Source organism: Arthrobacter sp. PAMC 25486 (assembly GCF_000785535.1).
Classification (GTDB): domain Bacteria; phylum Actinomycetota; class Actinomycetes; order Actinomycetales; family Micrococcaceae; genus Specibacter.
This window is the reverse complement of sequence record NZ_CP007595.1, coordinates 1,698,934-1,717,829: the sequence shown is the minus strand read 5'-3', so window position 1 is coordinate 1,717,829 and position 18,896 is coordinate 1,698,934. Positions and strand designations below refer to the sequence as shown.

Below are 18,896 nucleotides of genomic sequence, written 5' to 3'. Positions count from 1 at the left end.
AGGGGCTGGGCCGGTGGGGCCTATTCGTCGTTGGGTGGCGTTTGCTCGGCCCGTGAGGGGCGGGGTTCACTGGTCAGGGCATCAAGTCTAGTTTCAAGCGTGGCAAGCTGTGCCCGTAAGATGGCGGATTCCTCAGCCAGAATCCGGGTTTCATCCTCAACGACTGAGATTTCCCAGGACAGGTGAAGGCAAACACCCAAGGCCAGGACAATGCTGAGCGCGAACAGGAGGTTTGAAGGCACTTGCACGTTGAGCGTGTGGGCGATTATTTCCAGCAGGCGCGGGAATGCAGCCAGCACCAGCATGGAAACGCCGACAAGCAGCCACAAGGCGGCGTACTTCTCCCGAATTTTCTTCCGGCGAAGCATATCGAAGACAAGGAACAGGATTACGAGGGAAAGGATAAACGCAGCAAGAACCGACATGTCCTAGTTCACCCCACTTCAGTTTCGGCATGGACCAAGGTGGATGGTTTCCTTGTCAGTGCAAAGAGGAAGGCGAAGATGCTCCTGCCCAAGTACAGGGCAGCCTTTGCAGGATTGTGGCTGGGTGTGCCAGCCTGGCGGACACGCATTTCAACGGGGACCTGGGTCACCGTGCAGCCGGAACGGATGGCCACCACGAGGGAGTCGATGGTGTCGCCAAGGTACTCGGCGGGGTAATGGTCAAGGTATTGGGCGATGCCGCGGGTGTTGGCGGCACGAAATCCCGAGGTCACGTCGGTCAGACGGGTGCCGGCAAGCCTTGAGATGGTCTTCGCCAGGAAAACCATGGCCCACTTTCGGGGGCCGCTGACGGTGTAATTTCCCTTGTCGGCGAAGCGGGCGCCGATGGAGATGTCCGCATCGGCAAGCCCGCCCAAAACAACCGCAATGTCCTTAGGATCATGCTGGCCGTCCGCATCAACCTGAATGGCGGCGTCGTAGTTGTGGCGGCTGGCATATTTGAACCCGGCGCGCATGGCGCCGCCAACACCTAGATTGAATGGCAGGTGCAAAACGGTTGCGCCGGCATCAGCAGCGACGGTGGCGGTGTTGTCGGAGGAGCCGTCGTTGACGACCAAAATGTCGTATCCTTCAGGCCGGGCCAGGACTTCCCGCACGGTATTGCCGACAGCTAGACCCTCGTTCCACGCCGGCATGATGACGAGAACGCGTTGTGGGAGTGGTGGGGTCATGGTCTCTAATCTATACCAATCATGCTCAGGGGGATGGGTTATTGGGTGCGCCGTAGCTCACGTGCGCAAGGCGCCGCCTACTCCAAACCGTAGCTTGCGGCTGAGTACTTCAGGTAAACCTTGGCGAAGGTGGCCGGAGCAGCTTTCAGCAATAGTGCGGCGGCGGCAAACTTTGGCTTGACGAAGGTGGCAGCAAATATCCAGGAGAACTTCAAGGACTTTCGGCAATCATCGACTGTTGCTTGGGCCGCGGGCTGGTTCTTGAGCTTCATGATGGCGCTCTGGGCAACGATCAGGGTGATCAGCAGCCGCATGGTGGCATATGGCTTCGCAAACTTTCCCGCACGAAGCCCCTCCGGCAGGTGTTCATGAAGGTCGGCCAGGGCCAGATCTGAGTCGCTGCGGGAAGGAATTCTCCCCCACGTCAAGGAACCGGAAGAAATATAGTAGCGGTTCAGCGGGGTGGGGGAGCTTGTCACCAGGCGTGCCCTGGAGTCCAACAAAATGTTGATGGTCATGTCTTCGAAGCGGGTGGAACCTTCGGGGAAGCTGATGTCTTCAAACAAGGTCCGCCGGTAAACCTTGTCCCATGCAAAAGGCAGGATGTTGTCCAGCATGGCCTCACGCATGGCCTCCAGCCCTGTGGACTGGCCGATGAACTGGCTGTGCCTGGTGGTTTCGCTGCCGTCGGGGCGAATGACAAAGTGGCCCGCCATCGAGATATCGAATCCATCGGGCAAAGCGGAGACATGGTGGTGCAGGAACTCGGGCAGGAACTCGTCATCTGAGTCGAGGAACGCAACAAATGTTCCCAAGGCGCCGCGCAGCGCCTCGTTGCGGACGCCGGACGGCCCAAGGTTTTCCTGCAGGTCAATGAGCTTCAGCCGGGCATCGCCGGTGCCGGCCATAAGAGCGGTGATGATCTCCACCGTGTTGTCGGTGGAGGCGTCGTTGACGATGATCAGCTCAAAGTCGGTGAATGTCTGGGCCAGGACACTGTTGATGGCCCGTTCCACGGTGGCGGCGGCATTGAAGCACGGCATGATGATCGAGACGCGGGGGGCGTTAGCCATCGAGGGAGTCCTTTGACGTTGACGGTGCAGGGGCGGCAAGGCGGTTGCTGCGGAGCACTCCCGCAGCATGTACCAGGGCACCAATGATGGGGCCGGCGAAAAGGCTGGTGACGACTGTTTGTACCAGCGGGCCCGGAACAAACAGCAGTGAGACTGAAACGACGGTCGCCACGACCCAGCCGGCCAGGTAGAGGCGGTGCCGGCCAAGGGCCATTGCGGCCGTGCCGGTCAGTGTCAGGATGGCCAGGAAGGCGGCTGCGAGTGTCAGGGCGCCCAACAGCCAGCCGTCAACTGAGTAGTCCGGGCCGAAGATGAGCATGATCCAGGGCCCCACAAGTGCGGCGGCAACTGCTCCCACTACACCCAGGGCGACAATGGCGGCAAACGGTTTTGCCAGGACGCGGTGGGAGGGCTGGTCGGAGTGGATCAGCGCTGTCATGACAACGCCCTGGAACGCCTGAAGGGGGATCATGATGGGTGCCCGCGTGAGCGAAACAGCCAGCAGAAGGGGGGCTGCCAGGGCAAAGTCCGCCGGGTCGGCGGCAATCTTGATGACAGCTGGCAGGCCGGTGACCAGGATGGCTGTTGCAGCGGCGGTTGCCATGGCCAGGCCGCAGCGAACCAGGTACGGGAGCACGCCTACGTCTGCCCGTGCCCGCATACCGGCCCGGCCGCCCGCGGAAAAGATGGCAAAGTACAGCCACACGAGTGTGCCGCTTAAGGCGCCAAATTCAAGACCTGCCAGGCTGCCGCCCACGAACGCGGCCAGCGCCATGAGGAGCAGCCGGAAGATCGCCTCCGTAGCGGCCAAACCGGAATAGCTGCCCCAGCGTTCCAGCCCGGCGGTTGCCCCTGCGAGCCCAATATGGCCGGCGTATAGCAGGACGGACAGGGCGATGCCCAGCCACAGTAGGGGAGGCGCGTTGGGAATCAGCGTCGGCATCCAGAACGGACTGCTGGCAGCAACCAGAAGTGCTGTCGCGGCGCCAATCAACAGGGAAACGGGAAGTACGGGGGCGCCGTGGTGCGGCTCCATATTTTTCATCATGCGCCGCGACTTCACAGCCCGGGTGCCCTCGGTCATCAGCCCTGTCAGCACACCAAACAAGCCGAGCAGGACACCCCAGAAAGCCAGGAAATTGGCGTTATCGGCCGGGGTCAGGCTGCGTGAGGCGACAATGAGGACAAGGTAGCCGCACGCTGCAGCAACCAGGGACGACAACCCGACCGAAGAGAGGGTCTTACCCTTGCCTGGGGTGGGGGATGACACCGTTAGCCGAGTCCAATGAGGGGTGACACGGCGTCCCAGACCTTGGTATTGCACAAGTTATTCCGCTGGAATGACACACGGATGTGCTTGCCCTTGGACTCACCAAAGACATCGGCCACTACCTGGTTTCCGGTGTCGGTGCACTTCTTGCTATCCGTGGGCACCGGCTCTTTGCTGAACAGCTTGTCCGAGCCCGCAATGAGGGCGCATGCCGCGTCGGCATCGACAATGGTGGTGGGGACAACGGCCTGGGTCCCGACACAGTTCAATTCGCGAGTGCTGACGCCCAGGCTGTTGCCCTGCAGCAAGGTAATAACAAGTTTGGTGTCCACGGTGCCGGTGGCGGTTGGATAGTCCGTGACCAGCGGTGGGGCAGTGGCTTCCGGCGGTGACATCGGCGCGGGGGCCGGTTCGTCGACAATGGTACATCCGGAAACCGTGGTCACCAATGCTGCTGCCAGGGCAAATGCGGCCCAGAGTTTCTTCAAGATGCTCCTCCATAAGTTGCGTAGCAAGCCTACCTTACGGGTGCAGGGCAAAAATATTGTCAACTAGTGGGCTGCGCAACTGCCAAGCCGCAGCCGTTCCGATGGATGCACGGGGCGTTCCCGTATGCTGGCCTAATGCGAAATCTCCTTGTAACCGGTGGTGCCGGGTTCATTGGTTCCAACTTTGTTCATTATGTTCTGGAAAATACTGACATGCATGTCACGGTGTTGGACAAGCTCACCTATGCCGGTAATTTGGCGTCGTTGGAGGGTTTGCCTGCGGATCGCTACACCTTTGTGAAGGGTGATATTTGCGACGCCGGACTCGTGGACGGGCTCGTTGCGGCAACGGATGCTGTGGTCCATTACGCGGCTGAATCGCACAATGACAATTCTTTGCATGATCCGCGCCCGTTCCTGGATACGAACATCATTGGCACGTACACGTTGATTGAGGCGGCGCGGAAGCACGATACGCGGTTCCACCACATCTCCACGGATGAGGTGTACGGGGACCTGGAACTGGATGATCCGCAGCGGTTCACCGCGGAGACCCCCTACGCACCCTCAAGCCCCTACTCGGCGACGAAGGCCGGTTCGGACATGCTGGTCCGTGCCTGGGTGCGATCGTTCGGCCTGCGGGCCACGATCAGCAACTGCTCGAACAACTATGGCCCGTACCAGCATGTGGAGAAGTTCATCCCGCGCCAGATCACGAACGTGATCGACGGGATCCGGCCCAAGCTCTATGGCAAGGGCGAGAATGTGCGGGACTGGATCCACGCCAATGATCATTCCTCGGCCGTGCTGGCGATCCTGGACAAGGGCCGCATGGGTGAGACGTACCTGATCGGCGCTGATGGTGAGAAGAACAACAAGGACGTTGTAGAGCACATCCTCTCCCTCATGGGCCAGGCCCCGGACGCCTATGACCACGTCATTGACCGTCCCGGCCATGACCTGCGCTACGCGATCGAATCGGAGAAGCTGCGCACGGAGCTGGGCTGGGCTCCGTCGTTCGCGAACTTCGATGCCGGCCTGGCAGACACCATCGCCTGGTACCAGGAACACCAGGACTGGTGGCGTCCGCAGAAGGCCGCGACCGAGGCGAAGTACAAGGAACAGGGCCAGTAATCCATGAGCATTGAATTTTCCAAGCAACTTTCGGCAACCCAAACACCCATTCCCGGTGTCATCCTGTATGAGCTGCCGGTCCATGGTGACAACCGGGGCTGGTTCAAGGAGAACTGGCAGCGGGAGAAGATGCTGGCGATGGGCCTGCCGGACTTCGCCCCGGTGCAGAACAATATTTCGTTCAATGAAAAGGCTGGCACCACCCGCGGGATCCATGCCGAGCCGTGGGACAAGTTCATCTCCGTGGCCACGGGCAAGATCTTCGGTGCCTGGGTGGACCTGCGCGAGGGGCCGTCCTTCGGCGCCGTGTTCACTACCGTGATGGACCCCTCCCAGGCGATCTTCATCCCGCGCGGTGTGGGCAACGCCTTTCAAACCTTGGAGGACACCACCGCGTACACCTACCTCGTCAACGACCACTGGTCCGCGGACGCGCAGGGACAGTACACCTTCTTGAACCTGGCCGATGAGACCGCCGCCATTCCCTGGCCCATCCCGCTGGAGCAGGCCGAACTGTCCGAGAAGGACAAGGGCCACCCGCGCCTGGCCGATGTCACCCCGATGGCGGGCAAGAAGACCCTGGTGCTCGGTGCCGACGGCCAGCTCGGGACGGCGTTGCGGAAAATGTACGACGGCGTTCCAAGCGTTGAGTTTGCCACGAGGGACGGCTTTGACCTCACCGATCCGGTCTCGTACACGGGGCGGAACTGGAGGAATTACTCCACCATCATCAACGCCGCCGCGTACACGGCCGTGGACACGGCCGAAACCCCCGAAGGGCGCACCACAGCGTGGGCGATCAACGCCACCGCCGTCGCCAACCTGGCAAAGGTCGCCACGGCGCACGGCATCACCCTGGTCCATGTCTCCAGTGACTACGTCTTCGACGGCACGGCGGAACTCCACGGCGAGGACGAGGCCTTGTCCCCGCTGGGCGTGTACGGCCAATCCAAGGCCGCCGGCGACACCGTCGCCGCGACAGTCCCGCGGCACTACATCATCCGCACCAGCTGGGTCATCGGCGAGGGCAGCAACTTCGTCGCCACCATGGCCAACCTGGCCGCCCGCGGCATCAAACCTGCAGTGGTCAATGACCAGGTGGGCCGGCTGAGCTTCACCACAGACATCGCCGCCGCCATCAAACACCTTCTGGACACCAGCCCCGGGTACGGCACCTACAACCTCAGCAACGACGGCGAACCCCAGACCTGGGCCGAGATCGCCGCCGACGTGTACGGACTCACCGGCCACAACCGCGACGCCGTCACCGGCATCAGCACCGAGGAATATTTCAAGGGCAAGGCCGCCGCCCCCCGTCCCCTGACCAGCACCCTAAACCTGGACAAGATCAAGGCCACAGGCTTCACACCCACCAACGCCCAGCAGCGCCTGCGCGAATACTTGGCTCAATAGAAATGGAAACCATGAAAGTTTTGGTCACAGGCGGTGCCGGATACATCGGTTCACATATGGTCCTTTGCCTGCTCGAAGCCGGGCATGACGTCGTCGTGCTCGACAACCTGGCGAACTCCTCGGCTGAGTCCCTGCGCCGGGTTGAGGAACTCACCGGGCGGCACCCGGAGTTTGTGGAGCTTGACCTGCTCGACGCCGCAGGAGTGGACGCACTGTTTGCCTCCTCAGGCTTTGACTCGGTCATACACTTTGCCGGCCTGAAGGCTGTGGGGGAGTCCGTGGCCGAGCCACTGCGGTACTACCAAAACAACATTGTGGGCACCCTGAACCTGCTGGCCTCCATGGACAAGCACGGCGTGCGCTCACTCGTGTTCAGCTCCTCCGCAACCGTCTACGGTGCCAGCGAGGAAGTGCCGCTGATCGAGAAAATGCCCCTGGACGCCACCAACCCCTACGGCCGCACCAAGGAACAGATCGAGGACATCCTCACCGACCTTGGCGCCGCCGACCCCACCTGGCGGGTGGCCCTGCTGCGCTACTTCAACCCCGTGGGCGCACACGAATCCGGCCGCATCGGCGAAGACCCCACAGGCATCCCCAACAACCTGCTGCCCTTCGTGGCGCAGGTTGCCGTGGGCCGCCGCGAAAAGGTCATGGTGTTCGGCAACGACTACCCCACGCCGGACGGCACCGGTGTGCGCGACTACATCCACGTCATGGACCTCGCCGCCGGCCACCTTGCCGCCTTGTCGTACCTGACCAGCCACGAGGGCGTCTTCACCTGGAACCTGGGCACCGGCAACGGCTCCTCGGTCCTGGAAGTCATCGCCGCCTTTGGTGATGCGGCAGGGGCGCCCATTCCCTTTGAATTTGCCGCGCGCCGTCCCGGCGATGCCGCCGTCAGCTATGCTGATCCTTCAGCCGCCCTGGCCGATTTGGGCTGGTCCGCGCACCGCAACCTGGCCCAAATGTGTGCCGACCACTGGCGCTGGCAGAAGCACAACCCGAACGGCTACGCGCAGCCATAGCCTTGTGGCCTGCAGAATTACGGTACATACATGACTTGGCTTGAGACGGTTCCAACCATTGCGGTTGCCGCTTTGGTCGTGATCATGCCCGGCGCCATCCTCGGACGGGCGCTGGGCGCGCGAGGCCTGGCTTGGCTGGCCGCAGCAGCGCCTCTCACGGTCAGCCTGGTGGCCGTGGGCACCATTGCTGCCGGTGCCATCGGGCTGAGATGGAACCCCGTGGTGCTGGGCATTTTCACGCTCGCTTCTGCCGGCATCGTTTGGGGTGTGCGCAAGCTCGTTGCCACCCGCATGGCCATGGTCAACAGGGCAACACAGCGTCCGGCTACCAAGCCAGCAGGGCGCCCGTCGGAGCTGCACCGGGCTGAACTGCGTCCCGCGGCGCAGCAGCGGACAACGCCCGCCATGGTCCTGGCAGGGATTGGCGGGCTCGCCTTTGGTGTGGCCGCCATCTGGTCCAACCTGACGAGAACATTCATCGCGCCGGAGAACATCTCCCAGACGTATGACAACGTTCACCATCTCAGCGCCATCCGCGCCATTGTCGAATCCGGGAACGGTTCCGCGTTTTCGGTGGGCGCCATGATCCACAACGGGCCCTCGGGCGTGTATCCCTTTGCCTGGCACAACCTGGTGGCACTGACGGTCGAGCTGAGTAATGTGCCCTTGCCCGTTGCCGTGAATAGCGTGAACATTGTCATCGGCGCCCTGGTGTGGACTCTTGCCTGCATGTATTTGGCCACCTGTGTGGCGGGCAACCGTCCGGCTGTGTTGCTCCTTTCTGGCGCCTTGGCCGGCAGCTTCGGCGCGTTCCCCTTTCTGGCGCTCGGCTGGGGCGTGCTGTATCCAAACTTCCTGGCGATCGCACTGCTGCCGGTGTTTATCGGCCTGGTTGCCGACCTGCTCAAACTCTCCGTAAAACCCAGGAACGGCCCCGTCGTGAGCCTGGCCTTTCTGGTCATTGGCGCTCCCGGTCTGGCGCTGGCACATCCCAACGTTGTCATGGCGCTGGCCGCCTTCACGATCCCACTGCTGCTCTTTTGGCTGGGCCGGCTCATTGGTGCCCGCAAGTTCCCATTGGGTGCCATGGGTGCCGCAACGCTGGGTGTGGCGCTGTATCTGGTGGTGTTTGTTGCCGCCTGGGACAGGATCCGGCCCAGTGCGGCAGGTTCGCACTGGCCGCCAACGCTCACCCTCCCGGTGGCCGCGGGCGAAGCCTTGGCAACGTCACCGCTGCAGGTGTTGTTCTCCTGGCCGGTGTTCCTGCTGACGCTGCTGGGAATCGCGGCAGTTTGCGCCCAGTGGCGACGCCTCTGGGTGCTGGGCCCCTTCCTCGTGGGCGTCATGTTCTTCGTGGTGGTATCCGGTTTCCCCGACAATGAGCTGCGGCACTCCATCACGGGCGTCTTTTTCAACGACAGCAACAGGTTGGCGGCACTGCTGCCCGTCATGGCATTGCCGGTCATGGTCATGGGTGCCTTCTGGTGCTTTGACCTCGCGGTCAAGGCGATCCCCGCCAACGTGCTGGCGGCAGCACCCCGCGCCGCAGCCGTGGCGGGCGTAGGCGTCGTGGCCGCACTGGTGCTGGGCCTGTCAACACAGAACAATTCGGTGGCCACCACGGTGGTGGAAACCAGCGACTACTACGCCTCGACACCGGACTCGTGGCTGCTCTCCAGTGACGAGGCAGCCCTGATCAAGCGGGCGCCGGAACACATCCCGGCCGACGCCACCGTGATCGGTCACCCGGCCAACGGCGGCTCACTCATCTATGCCCTGGACGGCTACAAGACGATCATGCCGTCCCTCGCGTCCGTGCAGAGCCCCGAGATCCAAACGATTTGGTCCCACCTTCCTGAGCTCAACGAGAACCCTGCCGTCTGCGAGGCAATCCGCACGCTGGATGCCTACTATTACCTGGACTTTGGCAGCGGACGCCAGGTCAGCGACATGCGCATGACCATCCCCAGTTCGGAGGACCTGGCGCTTACACCGGGCCTGACCCTTCTGGATGAGCAGGGCGCGGCACGGCTCTACCGGATCGACGCCTGCCAGTAGCGCGCTGCTGCGCGGAACGCAGAAAACTGTGGGCTGGCTCTCAGCTGACACCGCAGGGCCGCAAAGCTCGATATTCTAATAGTCAAGGCAACGGCCCGGACAGCATTGTCCGAGGCCCGCCAACACGAGAGATAAGGTTACTCCAACGTGAAGATTGCAGTTATTGCACTCGGCAAGATCGGCCTGCCGCTGGCTGTCCAGTTTGCCTCCAAGGGCCACGATGTGGTGGGCGTTGACGTCAACCAGACCGTTGTGAACCTGATCAATGCCGGCACCGAGCCCTTCCCCGGCGAAGCCCACCTGCAGGAAATGCTCTCCGAACTGGTCCCCGCAGGAAAATTGCGTGCGACGACGAACTACGCCGACGCTGTCCCCGGCGCCGACGCCGTGGTGCTGGTGGTGCCGTTGTTTGTTGACGCCGAGGCCAAGCCCGACTTTGGTTGGATGGACACGGCCACCGCCGAACTGGCCCGCCACCTGACCCCCAACACCCTGGTCGCCTACGAGACAACACTGCCCGTTGGCACCACCCGCACCCGCTGGAAGCCGGCCCTCGAAGCAGGCTCCGGCCTGGTTGAGGGCAAAGACTTCCACCTCGTGTTCTCACCCGAGCGCGTCCTGACCGGGCGTGTCTTTGAAGACCTGCGCAAATACCCGAAGCTGGTGGGCGGGCTCTCCGACGCCGGCGCCGCCAAGGCCATCGAATTTTACGAGGCAGTGCTCGACTTTGACGAGCGCCCCGACCTGAACCGGGCCAACGGCGTCTGGGACCTTGGCTCCGCCGAGGCCTCGGAGCTGGCCAAGCTGGCCGAGACCACCTACCGCGACGTCAACATCGGCCTGGCCAACCAGTTCGCCCGCTTCGCTGCCAAGACCGGCATTGACATCTACCAGGTCATCGCCGCCTCCAACTCGCAGCCGTTCAGCCACATCCACCAGCCCGGCATCGCCGTGGGCGGGCACTGCATCCCGGTCTACCCGCGCCTCTACCTGTGGAACGATCCGGACGCCACTGTCGTCCGCGCCGCCCGTGCCGCCAACGCCGAGATGCCCGATTACACCATCGGCCTCCTGGAAGGTGCCTTTGGGGACCTGACCGGGGCACGCGTCGTCGTCCTTGGTGCGGCCTACCGTGGCGGGGTGAAGGAGACGGCATTTTCGGGCGTGTTCGACGCCGTTGAGGCCATCACCCGCCGTGGCGGCACCGCCCTGGTCCACGACCCCCTGTATACGGATGCGGAACTGGCCAAGCTTGGCTTTGCCGCTTACCATCTTGGCGAGCCGGTGGATGCGGCAGTGGTCCAGGCCGACCATGCCGAATATCGTGAGCTTTCCCCGGCCGAGCTGCCCGGCGTGAAGGCCTTCATTGACGGGCGCCGGGTAAGCTCGGCAGAGAAGTGGCCGGGCGTCACCTACCGCGTCATTGGCAAGGCCTAAGGGAATCCCCAGCCGGATCCGATCAGGAGAATCAGCATGACTTACATTGCCCCCAGCGCAGATGTTGCGGACCAGGCCATTCTTGGCGAAGGCACCAAGGTTTGGCACCTTGCCCAGGTCCGTGAGGACGCAGTCCTTGGCGAAAACTGCATTGTAGGCCGCGGCGCCTATGTTGGCACCGGTGTAAAAATCGGAGCCAATTCCAAGATCCAAAACTACGCGCTGGTGTATGAACCGGCTGTGCTGGGCCACGGGGTCTTCATCGGACCGGCCGTGGTGCTCACCAACGACACCTACCCGCGCGCAGTCAGCCCCGACGGCTCGCTCAAGAGCGCCCATGACTGGACGCCGGTCGGGGTCACGATTGAGGACGGCGCCTCCATTGGCGCCCGTGCCGTGTGCATCGCACCGCTGACGATCGGGCGCTGGGCCACGATCGCCGCCGGTTCCGTGGTGACCAAGGATGTGCCCGCGTTTGCCCTCATGGCAGGCGTCCCCGCCCGCCGCCTGGGCTGGGTCGGCAAGGCTGGCTTTCCCCTCGCCGAGGACGGCGGTTTTTGGGTGTGTCCGGAAACCGGGGCAAAATACATTGAAGATGGAAATCTCCTGAACGAGGTCTCCCCGAATCCCGTAGAGGACAACGCATGAGCCAGGACTTCATTCCCGCAGCAAAACCGATCATCGGCGAGGAGGAGCGGGCAGCGGTCGACGCCGTCATGTTGACAGGAATGTTGGCGCAGGGTCCGGAGGTGGCAGCCTTCGAGACGGAGTTCTCCGATGTCCTGCTTGACGGCCGGGCCAGCGTCGCCGTGAACTCCGGCACCTCCGGCCTGCACCTGGGCCTGCTGGCTTCCGGCGTTGGCCCGGGCGATGAGGTCATCGTCCCGTCCTTCACCTTTGCCGCGACCGGCAACTCGGTGGCGCTGACGGGTGCAACCCCTGTCTTTGCCGATATTGAGCTGGACTACTACACCCTTGACGTCTCGCATGTTGAATCGCTCATCACGGACAAAACCAAGGGCATCATGCCGGTGCACCTGTACGGGCACCCCTTCGCCGCCGATGCTTTCACCGCCTTGGCGGAGAAGCACGGGCTCGACCTGTACGAGGACGCAGCCCAAGCCCACGGCGCCGCAGTCAACGGCAAAAAGGTCGGCACGTTCGGTAAGTTCGGCATGTTCAGCCTGTACCCCACGAAGAACATGACCTCCGGCGAGGGCGGCATGGTCTCCACCTCGGATGCCACAGTTGAGCGCAACCTGCGCTTGCTGCGCAACCAAGGCATGGAAACCCAGTACGAAAACGAGCTGGTGGGCTTCAACAACCGCATGACCGACCTGCACGCAGCCATCGGCCGCGTCCAGCTGACTAAGGTCATGGGTTGGACGAAGCAGCGCCAGGACAATGCTGCGTTCCTCACCGCCAACCTCAAAGGCGTGGGCACCCCCAAGGTGGCCCCCGGCGCAGAGCATGTGTACCACCAGTACACGATCCGTGTTTCCGAAGGACGCGACGAGCTGCACGCCCGCCTGCGCTCCGAGTTCAACATTGGCTCCGGCGTGTACTACCCGGTGCCCAACCACCGACTGCCGTCCTTCAACCGCACGGAAGACCTGCCCAACACGGAAATCGCGGCCAAGGAAGTTCTCTCTTTGCCCGTGCACCCGTCGCTGACGGCGAACGACCTCGAACGCATCGTGGCCGCCGTGAACACCATCGTCAAGGCAGGTGCCTAGACCATGGCAAATCTGCGCGTTGGCCTGATTGGCCTTGGCATGATGGGGCGCCACCACGCACGGGTCATCCGCGAGGTTGAGGGCATCGACCTGGTGGCCGTGGCCGACGCCTACGGCGACCCGCACGGCGTCGCAAAGGACCTGCCGGTCCTGCACAGCGTTGAGGAACTCATCGCCGCCGGCATCGATATGGCCGTTGCCGCCGTGCCCACCGGCATGCACGAGGAAGTGGGGCTGGCCCTCGCAGCGGCCGGGGTCCACACTCTCGTGGAGAAGCCCATCGCGGCCAGCACCGCTGCCGGCAAACGCCTCATGGACGCCTTCACAGCGAAAGGCTTGGTGGGCGCCGTCGGACACATTGAGAGGTTCAACCCGGCACTGCAGTCGCTGCGCAAGCGCATTGCCGACGGTGAACTCGGTGCCGTGTACCAGATCGCCACGCGCCGGCAGGGTCCGTTCCCGTCCCGGATTGCTGACGTCGGAGTGGTCAAGGACCTGGGGACGCACGACATCGACCTGACGGCGTGGCTGGCCCAGAGCCACTACGAGTCGATCTTTGCCCAGACCACCACCCGCAGCGGCCGCCCCCACGAGGACATGGTTTCCGCCACCGGCAAGCTGGAAAACGGCATCATCACCAACCACCTGGTGAACTGGCTCTCTCCCATGAAGGAACGCCTCACGGTTGTCACCGGTGAAAAGGGCGCATTTTTGGCCGACACCGTCACGGCGGACCTGACGTTTTACGAAAACGGCACGGTGGCCACCGAGTGGGACTCCATCGGCGCGTTCCGGGGCGTGTCCGAGGGCAACGTCACCCGGCTGGCCATCCCCAAGCCGGAACCGCTGCGCACCGAACACGAGGCGTTCCGGGATGCCGTCCTGGGACTCTACAGCGACGTGGTGACCATGGCCGAAGGCCTTGAAACGTTAGTTGTTGCAGAAGCCGTACTGGAATCAGCCCGCACCGGCCAAAGCGTGAGGATCACGATTTAGTGACTGAGCAAAAACCGTTGAAGGTCGTCGTCGCCACCAGGCTGTATGTGCCTGAAGTGGGGGCGGCGGCCTTCCGCTTGAAAGCACTTGTCGACGGTCTCGTGGAGCAGGGCGCCGAGGTGACGGTCCTGACCACCAAGCTGCCGGCCGGCAGCCCCGTGTTCAAACCGTCCTACAAGCTCAAGCGCTGGCCCGTGCTGCGCGACGCCGGCGGGTACGTGCGCGGCTACGTCCAGTACCTGAGCTTCGACATCCCCGCCTTCTTCCGTCTGCTGGGCACCCCGGCCGATGTGGTGGTCTCCGAACCGCCGCCCACCACAGGCGTTGTCGTGGCACTGTCGTCACTGATCCGCCGTCGTCCGTATGTTTACTATGCGGCCGACATCTGGAGCGAGGCACTGTCCGCCATGGACGTCTCACCCATCGTGAAAAAGGTGCTCGGCGCGGTGGAAGGGTTTGTGCTGCGCCGCGCCGCCCAGGTGATCGCGGTGTCCGAACCCGTGGCCGAGCAGGTGGCGAAGTTTGGTGTGCCGGCTTCGCGTATTGCGGTGGCCGGCAACGGTGTGGACACCAACATCTTCACCCCGATCGGTGAACGCGCCGCCGCCGCGGCACCGTATTTCATTTACACCGGAACCATGAGCGAGTGGCAGGGCGCCGACATCTTCATCAAGGCCCTGGTGCTTGTTCGCAAGCAGTTCCCGGATGTTGACATTAGGTTCTTTGGCCAAGGCACGGACGAGGACCACCTGAAGGACACAGCCAATGAGCTGGTTCCCGGCGGAGTGCACTTTGGCGGGGTCGTGGCGCCTGCCGAGGCCGCCCAGTGGATCCGCGGTGCTGCCGGTGCACTTGTCAGCATCAAGCCCGGACAGGGTTACGACTTTGCCAAGCCCACCAAGATCTACGCCGCCGCCGGCTGCGGTGTGCCGGTGGTTTTTGCTGGGCAGGGCGCCGGAGCCGAGATTGTTGAAGAGGGCGGCCTCGGCATTGCCGCCGGTTACGATCCGCAGGGTGTTGCCGCGGCCATGATTGAGCTGCTGTCATCGACGTCATCTGCTCTGGACCAGCAGCGCCGCGTGGACTGGGTCATGGAGAATGCCTCATTGGCCGCCGCAGGGCGCAAGGCCGCGGCTGTTGTGATTGGGACGGACGTTTGAGCCTCATTGAGGTGGGGGAGCAGCCTGCTGCCACTGAAGTGCCGATACCCAGACGCATGGCACGCCGGCGGCAGATCATGAGGCGCCGCCGGTTACTTGTGGCCGTTGCTATTCTCGCGATCGTGGCCATCTGCGGTGGGCTGTTTGTTTTTCGTGATGCCATTTGGGGGCCCAAGTTCATTCACTCAGGTTACGAAGTGTCCAGGGAGGGTCACTCGCCATACATCGGTGACTACGCAGTCCCGTTGGAGGATGAAACGTGGGGCGTGACAGGGCCGGACAATGTCCTGGTCACCAGGCTCCATGACGAAGTTGTTTACCACCCTGTGAATTCTTCCTGGTACATCAGCCAGATGGTCTCCTCGTACCGGCACTCGCACGTCCAGGAATACCTGGATAGGGCCCTTGCCACCGCCCAGTATCTGGTCGACGGTGCGGAAATCGATGGGCAGGGTGCGCTGTGGTTCCCCTACCACTTTGGCCACGATGTAGGGACGCTTCGCATGGGCGCTCCGTGGTATTCAGGCATGGCCCAGGGAATGATGGGTTCGGTCTTCGTGAACCTGTATGAAACCACGGGGGATGCGAAATGGAAGGATTTGGCGGCAAAAACAATCAAGTCATTTGACCAGCCCAAAACTGACGAGGGGCCGTGGTTCCACAACGTCAAGGTGCTGGACAACAAAAAGTTTACGTATTACGAGGAATACCCGGCACTGGCGGATGAACAAAACGCACATGTGGTCAACGGCGATATTTACGCCTTGTACGGGCTGTACGACTATTACCGGATAACGGGCGACGAGCACGTGCTCTGGTTGTTCGACGTCGGAGCCACAAGTGTCCGGGATTCTTTTGGTTCCTACCGGAACCCAGGGAAGGCCAGCTGGTACGCCATGACGTACTACGGGCGTTCCGTGTGGGAAAACCCCGAGAGCTACCACAAGGGCGTCACGAAACAGCTGAGGATGCTGGCGGAGATGACAGGCGATGCCGAATTCACCCGCCAGGCGGATCTGCTGTACACAGACTTCCACTGAACCGTCGGCTGCTGAAAGGCAACTGTCGCGATATTTCGGTCGCGCACAACTTAACATTTTTGCTTTTTCAAAATTGGCTCCATCGAATGGAACACTGCCTGCTACGCTCATCTCACTCCACTTGGGGGGTGAGTAGCGATTGGGACGCTCATGAAAAGACAGTTTCTGGCCATCTTGCTGGGGACGGGGCTGGCCTTGACAGCCTGCACCGGCGTGCCTGACAGTGGGGTGGAATCCTCGAACCCGCCGCCAGCCACCAGCGAACAGCCCCAGCCGGGTGATAAACCAACAGCGGCCGAACCAACTCTTTCACCCGCCCCGGGCCGCGAAATGCTGCTGCGCGACGTAAAGTGCACGGCGGATGAATCCGGTTCATGGTCCTTTGACGGCTACCTCGTCAACGACCAGGAACAACAACGAACTTTCACCATCGCCATCGCCGTGACAGTCGGCATGGAAGTCAAAGGCCATGACATGGTCATTCAGGAAGTCCCCGGCAAGGGTGAATTCCATGTCACCCGCAACTATTTCGCACAGGCAGCAGACGAAGGCGCCGTCTGCGAACCAGTCGTTTCGGTTGAAGGATGAGTAACATGCGTAGAAACATTGTTGCCGGCGGTATTTTGACAGCCCTTATCGGGGCGATGCTCTCAGTTTCGCCCGCCATGGCTGAAGAGTCGCCGACGCCGCCTGCCGAACTCGCCTACGTGACGATGACAGATGACCCTACGGGGAAGGATCTTGAGTTCGTCACAGCGGACCCCTCGGCCCCGTCAAACGTCCCGACACAGAATCCACCAGTTCCAGACCCTGTTGCCGACGAGATTCCGGCCGCCGAGGAAACGACAGACCAGCTACCTCCGGCCGAAGACGAACCAGTCGAACCGGAGGTTCCTGCCGAAAAGCCTGTTCCGGATCCCACATCGGCGCCTGCTGAAACGCCGGCACCCGCTCCGGCAACACCGGTTGAGAAGCCGGCTCCGGTCGTTCCGGTCCCGGCTCCAGTCGTACCAGTCCCTGTGCCAGCGCCCAAGGCCCCTGCAAAGACTACTCCCAAGTCCACAACCCCGCCGGCCAAGCCAGCCCCGGCGCCGCCGACGAAGGCAGCCAAGCCCGCGATCGCCGTCACGGGTGCCATTGCCACCCACTGGAAGTCGTTGAAGGGTGTGGCCGGGGCACTGGGTGCCCCCACCTCAGCCCAGAAAACTACGGGCAGCTACGTTTCCCAGCAGTTTGTCGGGGGCACTATTTTTGCCACTACGAAAAACGGTGTCCAGCACATCTTGAAGTCCAGCCCGATCGGCAAGATCTGGTTCGCTAAGGGCGAGTCCGTGTACGGCTTCCCTGTTTCAGGGGAAACCGCCACGGCCCAGGGAACCTATCAAAAGTTCTCAACGAACCACTGGATCTTCACCAACGGTAACGTCCTGCTCACCACCAATGGGATCGGCAGCAGATGGGTCGCAAATGGTGGGCTGAAGGTCTTGGGTGCGCCGACGTCCATGGAAAGCTGCGGCCTGCGAAACAACGGCTGCTCCCAGTCATTCGCCAAGGCCGTGGTCTACTGGTCGAAAGCGACGGGCGCACAGGCTGTTTGGGGAGGAATCCTCGGCAGGTACAAGGCGAATGGTGCAACAGCGAACTACATCGGCTACCCGACGTCCAAGGAGTCCTGCACTCTCATCAACAACGGCTGCTACCAGAACTTTGAACGCGGGCTCATTATGTGGAGCGCGCCAACAGGGGCCTACGCAGTTCCGTCGGGGGCGATCCGCAACCATTATGGCAGCACAGGTACCGCCTACGGATTCCTCGGCTATCCCAATGCAAATGAAACTTGTGACAAACTCGGTTGCACGCAGCGCTTCCAAGGCGGCACCGTCTATTGGTCGGGTCTTACGGGTGCGCAGTCCGTCAAGAATGGCAAGCTCCACAACGCCTATAAGGACCGCAACTCCTACAAAGGGGTTCTTGGCTTCCCCCGGGCAGGAGAAGTTTGTGGCCAGCTGCCAAAGAGCGGCTGCTACCAGGATTTTAGCAACGGCCGTCTGTGGTCCAACACAGGCCAGACATATCCTTTTAGGACAAATGGAGGCATTGGAGCCGCCTACTACGCAAAGGGAGGCCCGAACAGCAATCTGGGCTACCCGTTGTCCGATGAAAAATGTTCAGGCGGTCAGTGCGCACAGACCTTCCAAGGCGGCGCCATAGGCTGGGGTGTTGGTGCCAGTGGCACCTATGGCCTGTCCGAATGTCAGAATCTCAATGATGGCCGCAGCCGGTATTCGGGACAAGGTTCGAAGCACGTCCTGCTGACCTTCACCGAGACCTACCGCCAGGCGTACGCAACCAACGTGTACTGCAAGAGTATTGCCGGCGTGTACGTCACCGAATGGCGCACCGACGGATACGTTGGTGCGTCCGGCTTCAAGGGCCCGGGTGAGGCATCAGGGCCCACCCGCAACCTATACTCACCCACCGGTTCATTCACCGTAACTGAAGCATTTGGACTCGGGAATCCCGGCACGGCGCTGTCATACCGCACACTGAACCCCAACTCCCGGTGGGGCGGAAACCCTTGGACACCCACGTACAACAAGTACCACGAGTCCAGCAAGTGGGAAGGGTGGGATGAGAACATGTGGTACTTCGCCAAGCGCTCCACCCGCGATTATGAACAAGGCGCTGTCATCAACTACAACCGTCCCAATATTACTCAGGATGCAGGCTTTGCCATCTTCCTGCATCAGAACAAGGTGCCCACGGCAGGCTGTATCTCCATAGATAACTGGGCGATGGTGGACTATCTCCGGAAATCAGTACCCGGTGACCGAATCATCATGGGCGTTCGGTCGGCCATCTTCAAATAGGCACCCGCAGACGCTA

The 18,896-nt window shown here is 62.1% G+C and carries 17 protein-coding genes; 12 read left to right on the top strand and 5 right to left on the bottom strand.

The genetic code is table 11. The features are described from left to right. Positions 1–20: 20 nt before the first annotated feature. The 5 genes from art_RS07935 to art_RS07915 form a co-directional block, all read right to left on the bottom strand. On the bottom strand, positions 21–425 hold the full coding sequence (locus art_RS07935) for a DUF2304 domain-containing protein (RefSeq protein ID WP_038463807.1): 405 nt from the start codon (positions 423–425) through the stop codon (positions 21–23). An 8-nt stretch (positions 426–433) separates the two neighbouring features. Beyond that, entirely contained in the window at positions 434–1,177 is a 744-nt protein-coding gene (locus art_RS07930; protein WP_038463804.1) for a glycosyltransferase family 2 protein, read from the bottom strand. 77 nt (positions 1,178–1,254) lie between these two features. Beyond that, the gene (locus tag art_RS20955; RefSeq protein ID WP_052136124.1) at positions 1,255–2,250 is read right to left on the bottom strand and encodes a glycosyltransferase family 2 protein; all 996 of its coding nucleotides are present in this window, start codon (positions 2,248–2,250) and stop codon (positions 1,255–1,257) included. Continuing rightward, positions 2,243–3,520, bottom strand: a complete 1,278-nt coding sequence (locus art_RS07920) for a hypothetical protein (protein WP_157875210.1) — start codon at positions 3,518–3,520, stop codon at positions 2,243–2,245. Before art_RS07920 ends, art_RS20955 begins: the two co-directional genes overlap by 8 nt. A 2-nt stretch (positions 3,521–3,522) precedes the next feature. Then, positions 3,523–4,008: a hypothetical protein gene (locus art_RS07915; protein ID WP_038463798.1), complete on the bottom strand. Its 486-nt coding sequence runs from the start codon at positions 4,006–4,008 to the stop codon at positions 3,523–3,525. Between the two features lie 135 nt (positions 4,009–4,143). On the opposite strand from art_RS07915, the gene rfbB reads away from it, so the two are divergent. From rfbB to art_RS07855, 12 genes are all read left to right on the top strand, one after another. Then, the gene (rfbB, locus tag art_RS07910; RefSeq protein WP_038463795.1) at positions 4,144–5,142 is read left to right on the top strand and encodes a dTDP-glucose 4,6-dehydratase; all 999 of its coding nucleotides are present in this window, start codon (positions 4,144–4,146) and stop codon (positions 5,140–5,142) included. Positions 5,143–5,145: 3 nt separating this feature from the next. After that, positions 5,146–6,555 carry a bifunctional dTDP-4-dehydrorhamnose 3,5-epimerase family protein/NAD(P)-dependent oxidoreductase gene (locus tag art_RS07905; RefSeq protein WP_038463791.1) on the top strand — a complete coding sequence of 470 codons (1,410 nt, stop codon included), beginning with the start codon at positions 5,146–5,148 and terminating at the stop codon, positions 6,553–6,555. Positions 6,556–6,566: 11 nt separating this feature from the next. Next, entirely contained in the window at positions 6,567–7,583 is a 1,017-nt protein-coding gene (gene galE, locus art_RS07900; RefSeq protein ID WP_038469248.1) for a UDP-glucose 4-epimerase GalE, read from the top strand. Positions 7,584–7,613: 30 nt separating this feature from the next. After that, a complete protein-coding gene (locus tag art_RS07895; protein ID WP_038463788.1) occupies positions 7,614–9,641 on the top strand; it encodes a DUF6541 family protein in 2,028 nt (675 codons plus the stop codon). Positions 9,642–9,788: 147 nt separating this feature from the next. Then, complete coding sequence (locus art_RS07890) at positions 9,789–11,078, top strand: nucleotide sugar dehydrogenase (RefSeq protein WP_038463785.1); 1,290 nt, start codon at positions 9,789–9,791, stop codon at positions 11,076–11,078. 36 nt (positions 11,079–11,114) lie between these two features. Further along, positions 11,115–11,726, top strand: a complete 612-nt coding sequence (locus art_RS07885; protein WP_038463782.1) for an acyltransferase — start codon at positions 11,115–11,117, stop codon at positions 11,724–11,726. Next, entirely contained in the window at positions 11,723–12,814 is a 1,092-nt protein-coding gene (locus tag art_RS07880) for a DegT/DnrJ/EryC1/StrS aminotransferase family protein (RefSeq protein ID WP_038463780.1), read from the top strand. The genes art_RS07885 and art_RS07880 overlap by 4 nt, the downstream gene beginning before the upstream one ends. Before the next feature lie 3 nt (positions 12,815–12,817). Further along, positions 12,818–13,810: a Gfo/Idh/MocA family protein gene (locus art_RS07875; RefSeq protein WP_038463777.1), complete on the top strand. Its 993-nt coding sequence runs from the start codon at positions 12,818–12,820 to the stop codon at positions 13,808–13,810. Next, the gene (locus tag art_RS07870) at positions 13,810–14,970 is read left to right on the top strand and encodes a glycosyltransferase family 4 protein (protein WP_038463774.1); all 1,161 of its coding nucleotides are present in this window, start codon (positions 13,810–13,812) and stop codon (positions 14,968–14,970) included. The genes art_RS07875 and art_RS07870 overlap by 1 nt, the downstream gene beginning before the upstream one ends. A 197-nt stretch (positions 14,971–15,167) precedes the next feature. After that, positions 15,168–16,010 (top strand): D-glucuronyl C5-epimerase family protein, encoded by an 843-nt coding sequence (locus art_RS07865; protein ID WP_157875209.1) that lies wholly within the window; start codon positions 15,168–15,170, stop codon positions 16,008–16,010. Between the two features lie 150 nt (positions 16,011–16,160). Continuing rightward, positions 16,161–16,598, top strand: a complete 438-nt coding sequence (locus tag art_RS07860) for a hypothetical protein (RefSeq protein WP_038463768.1) — start codon at positions 16,161–16,163, stop codon at positions 16,596–16,598. A gap of 5 nt (positions 16,599–16,603) precedes the next feature. Further along, positions 16,604–18,880 carry a hypothetical protein gene (locus tag art_RS07855; protein ID WP_038463765.1) on the top strand — a complete coding sequence of 759 codons (2,277 nt, stop codon included), beginning with the start codon at positions 16,604–16,606 and terminating at the stop codon, positions 18,878–18,880. The last annotated feature ends 16 nt before the right edge of the window (positions 18,881–18,896 follow it).

Coding starts and splice junctions, on each gene's coding strand:
- art_RS07930 (WP_038463804.1), bottom strand. CDS start 1,177: ATGACCCCACCACTCCCACAACGCGTTCTCGTCATCATGCCGGCGTGG.
- art_RS07885 (WP_038463782.1), top strand. CDS start 11,115: ATGACTTACATTGCCCCCAGCGCAGATGTTGCGGACCAGGCCATTCTT.
- art_RS07855 (WP_038463765.1), top strand. CDS start 16,604: ATGCGTAGAAACATTGTTGCCGGCGGTATTTTGACAGCCCTTATCGGG.
- art_RS07880 (WP_038463780.1), top strand. CDS start 11,723: ATGAGCCAGGACTTCATTCCCGCAGCAAAACCGATCATCGGCGAGGAG.
- art_RS20955 (WP_052136124.1), bottom strand. CDS start 2,250: ATGGCTAACGCCCCCCGCGTCTCGATCATCATGCCGTGCTTCAATGCC.
- art_RS07875 (WP_038463777.1), top strand. CDS start 12,818: ATGGCAAATCTGCGCGTTGGCCTGATTGGCCTTGGCATGATGGGGCGC.
- art_RS07895 (WP_038463788.1), top strand. CDS start 7,614: ATGACTTGGCTTGAGACGGTTCCAACCATTGCGGTTGCCGCTTTGGTC.
- art_RS07860 (WP_038463768.1), top strand. CDS start 16,161: ATGAAAAGACAGTTTCTGGCCATCTTGCTGGGGACGGGGCTGGCCTTG.
- galE (WP_038469248.1), top strand. CDS start 6,567: ATGAAAGTTTTGGTCACAGGCGGTGCCGGATACATCGGTTCACATATG.
- art_RS07935 (WP_038463807.1), bottom strand. CDS start 425: ATGTCGGTTCTTGCTGCGTTTATCCTTTCCCTCGTAATCCTGTTCCTT.
- rfbB (WP_038463795.1), top strand. CDS start 4,144: ATGCGAAATCTCCTTGTAACCGGTGGTGCCGGGTTCATTGGTTCCAAC.
- art_RS07905 (WP_038463791.1), top strand. CDS start 5,146: ATGAGCATTGAATTTTCCAAGCAACTTTCGGCAACCCAAACACCCATT.